Raw genomic sequence first — 3561 nt, forward strand, 5'->3', positions numbered from 1 at the left:
GCGCGGTGACGTCGGCGCCGTCGATGAGCACCGTCCCCTGGTCCGGCTCGAGGAAGCCTGCGACCATCCGCAGCGTCGTCGTCTTGCCGCAGCCGGACGGCCCGAGGAGGCAGACCATCTCGCCCTTGCGGACCTCGAGGTCGAGGTTGTCGACGATGGGGCGGCCACCGAGGACCTTGTGCACGCTGCGCAGGGTGAGGCCGCCGGGTGGGGCAGAGGTCGTCATCGGATCTGGAATCCTTCCGCGAGCTGGCCGCCCATGATGTGCTTGCGCACGAAGAGCAGCAGGACCGCCGAGGGGATGGCCAGCAGGATCGAGAAGACGGCGGCCACCTGGGGCGGGTAGTTGAGCACGAGGGAGTACATCTGGGTCGGCATGGTGATGTAGTCGGGGCTCCCGACGAGGTAGGTGCCCTGGGCCTCGTCGAAGGAGGCGAGGAAAGACAGGATCAGTGCGATGAGGATGCCGGGCGCGGCGAGCGGCAGGGTCACCTTGCGCATCACCGTGAACCTGCCCGCCCCGGCGTCCCGCGCCGCCTCCTCCAGGGACCGCGGCACCGCGGCGAACGCGGCCGCCGGGATCCACGTCATGAAGACGATCGTGCCGAGGACGTGCACGATGACGACACCGACGAACGTCGTCATGAGGTTGAGGGCGTAGAACAGCGAGGCCAGGGCCACGAAGAGGCCCATCTTGGGGAAGGCGTTCGTCGCGAAGAGTCCGATGAGGAAGAACCGCCGCCCCGGGAAGTCGAACCGCGCAAAGGCGTATGCCGCGGGGAGACAGAGCACGGCGGAGACGAACACCGTCACGAAGGCGAACTCGAAGGACAGGGTGACCGACGTCTTGAGGTTGGGGTCGTCGAAGACCGCCTGCCACCACTGGAGGGTCCAGCCGTCCGGCATGAGGTTGGGGTAGGTCCAGCTCGTCGCGAAGGCGCGGATCCCGAGCCAGGCCAACGGTCCGAGGATGAAGACGGCGAGGACGAGGACGAAGAGCGCGTTGAGCAGTGTGCCCACCGACCGCTTGCCTCCCCGGCCGGCACCGACGGCGCGCGGCAGCGGTCCCCGTGCGGGAGCGTCAGCCGGAGTCGCTGACGTCGCTGACGTCGCTGCCGGGAGGGTCGGCAGGTTGGTCATCTCAGGCCCTCCCCGTGTCGGCGGCCGTCCGGTAGTTGGCCCAGACGTAGACCCCACCGAAACCGGCGGCCACGACGAAGACGACGACGGCCATGACGACCGACGACTGGGGCAGGTTGTAGGCCGTGAAGTAGTCGACCATGTCGACGCCCAACATCTTCGGGGCGTTGGGGCCGGTGAAGTAGGGCACGGTGAATGACCCGAGGGTGCCGATCGCCGTGAACGTCCCGGCGATGACCGTCGGGACGAGCGCCATCGGCGCGACGACCTTGAGGACGGTCCGCGGGATCGAGGCCCCGGCGTCCCGCGCTGCCTCGATGAGCGCGTCGGGCACGGCCTGGACCCCCGAGACGACCATGAGCGTGGCGAAGGGCAGGTGGGTCCAGATGAGGCCGATCACCACGGCGGTCACGGTGTAACCCCACACCGGGGCCTCGAGGCCCAGCTGCGAAGCGACCGAGCGCAGGAACCCGTCGGCGGCGTAGAAGGTGAGGATGGCCCATGAGGCGATGACGACGGGGATGAACATCGGGACGACGGCCAGTGCGGACAGGACCCGCGAGGCCCACGTGTCGGACAGCCGCACGTAGAGGGCGATGGCCCAGGCGAGCACGAGGACGATGACCGTCGTCGCCAGCGACACGAGGACCGTGACGAGGAGGTCGCGCTGGAAGCGCGGCTCGGCGAAGACCTGGGAGTAGGCGCCGAAGGTGAGCTTCCACCACGCGTCGACGGTCTGCTGGTCCTTGGCGATGGCGCCGACCGTCGCGTTCAGCCCGCCGATGTGGCCGAAGCTGTAGGCGACGGCAACGACGATGGGAAAGCCGACGAACAGGGCGACGAGCAGCAGCGGCGGGCTCGCCAGCGCGAGTCCGCCGAGCCGTCGCCCGAGTGGCGCCTTCACGAAATGGTGCCCATCGACGTCGGCCTCACTTGCCCGGGACCTTCTGGTCCCACTGGTTGTTGATGTCGCTGGAGTGGTCCGGGAAGTAGCCAGGACGAAGGTTGTTGGCGTCGGCGGACTCGAACCTGGCCTGGATCACGGGGCTCATCTTGCTCATCGCGATGGCCGGGTAGCCGGCGATCTTGTCGGCGATCTTTGCCTGCTCCTCGGGAGTCAGCATGAAGTTCGCGAGCTTGAACGCGAGATCCTGGTTCTTCGAGGCCTTGGTGACACCGACGTAGGCGGCGCCTCCGGTGAAGGACGGGCTCTTGATCTGCTGGACCTTGTAGGACTTCGGGATGGTCCCCGCGGTCTGACCGGAGATGAACTGGTCGGACCACACGGGAGCGACGTCGATCTGACCCGACGAGAGCAGCTGGAGGACCTGGTTGTTCCCGTTGGGGTAGACACCCTTCTGGTAGACGCTCTCGTTGAGCCCGCGCAAGATCTCGAAACCCGCGTCCCAGCCCTTCTCGAGGTCCTTCTTGTAGCTCGTCGTCATCGTCTCGCGGTCAGCCGCCGGCACCTTGCTGTCGAGGACCGACACGACGAAGGCCTGACCCGACCCGCCGGACTTGGGCGAGTTGTAGGTGAACCGGCCCGGGTTGGCCTTGATCCAGGCGAGCAGGTCGTCCAAGGTCTGGGGCGGGCTCGCGACCTTGGCCGGGTTGAAGGCCAGGAGCACCGACGAGGCACGATAGGGGATCGCCCCCTTGCCGCCCGCGGCGACGACCTTCGGGTCGACGTTGGCGAGGTTGGCCACCGCGGTCCCGACGTCCGCGAGCAGGCCCGCACTCGAGGCCTTGTCGGTGAAGCTGGCGACGAGGTCGACGCCAGGGTCCTTGCCCTGCTGCGTCGCGGCCGCGAGCTTGGCGAAGTTCTGCTGGTCATTGGTCCCGTGCAGGTCGAAGCTGAAGTTGACCTTCGACCCGGGGTTGGCCTTCTCGAAGTCCGGGATGAGGATCTGTTGCCAGAGCTCCTGGACGTTGGTGTCGCCGCTCGCGGCGACACTGATCGTGGTGCCCCCGCCCCCGCTCGTCGAGCTCCCGCTCGACGAACCGGACGAGCACGACACCAGCAGGGCGGCAAGCGGCGCGAGACACACGATCGCGGCAACATTGGTTCGACGCATGGCTCACACCCTGTTGGCTCCGTGACTGATTGGCAAGAGCAAACACCACGTATGCGGAATAGTTACCACCGCGACACTGACAAGCCACCCGCTTGTCATGTCCCGGACGCCGATGCCAGCCTCCTGACAGCCGTTTCGGCGTCACAGCCTGCAGATGACGGCGTCGAGCATCGACTCGGTGAGCCTGCCCGTGAAGGTGTTCTGCTGGCTGACGTGGTAGCTCCCCAGTAGGCGCACCGGTCGCCCGTCCGCGGTGACGAGCACGGCCTCCGCGCCGTGCCCGAAGCGCGGCCCGGGTCGCGGCACCGCCCAGCCGAGTCGGCGGGCGCTGGCCAGGGCCGCGTCC

The 3561-nt window shown here is 67.8% G+C and carries 4 protein-coding genes and 1 pseudogene; all 5 read right to left on the minus strand.

The features are described 5' to 3' along the window. Window positions 1-226 (minus strand): ATP-binding cassette domain-containing protein (locus tag ACLL9L_RS01175; RefSeq protein ID WP_411282808.1); only part of this gene is annotated, 226 nt, incomplete at its 3' end. Beyond that, complete coding sequence (locus ACLL9L_RS01180) at window positions 223-1140, minus strand: ABC transporter permease (RefSeq protein WP_411282809.1); 918 nt, start codon at window positions 1138-1140, stop codon at window positions 223-225. The genes ACLL9L_RS01180 and ACLL9L_RS01175, both read right to left, overlap by 4 nt. A 1-nt stretch (window position 1141) precedes the next feature. Further along, a complete protein-coding gene (locus tag ACLL9L_RS01185) occupies window positions 1142-2044 on the minus strand; it encodes an ABC transporter permease (RefSeq protein ID WP_411282810.1) in 903 nt (300 codons plus the stop codon). 25 nt (window positions 2045-2069) lie between these two features. After that, entirely contained in the window at window positions 2070-3215 is a 1146-nt protein-coding gene (locus ACLL9L_RS01190) for an extracellular solute-binding protein (RefSeq protein ID WP_411282811.1), read from the minus strand. Window positions 3216-3356: 141 nt separating this feature from the next. Then, window positions 3357-3561 (minus strand): annotated as a pseudogene (locus tag ACLL9L_RS01195) (uracil-DNA glycosylase); the annotation flags it as partial.

Source organism: Lapillicoccus sp. (assembly GCF_046595215.1).
In the GTDB taxonomy this organism is placed as follows: domain Bacteria; phylum Actinomycetota; class Actinomycetes; order Actinomycetales; family Dermatophilaceae; genus Lapillicoccus.

What these genes read in the sequence shown, in the direction of transcription:
- ACLL9L_RS01180 (WP_411282809.1), bottom strand. Translation starts at nt 1,140, where the DNA reads ATGACCAACCTGCCGACCCTCCCGGCAGCGACGTCAGCGACGTCAGCG.
- ACLL9L_RS01190 (WP_411282811.1), bottom strand. Translation starts at nt 3,215, where the DNA reads ATGCGTCGAACCAATGTTGCCGCGATCGTGTGTCTCGCGCCGCTTGCC.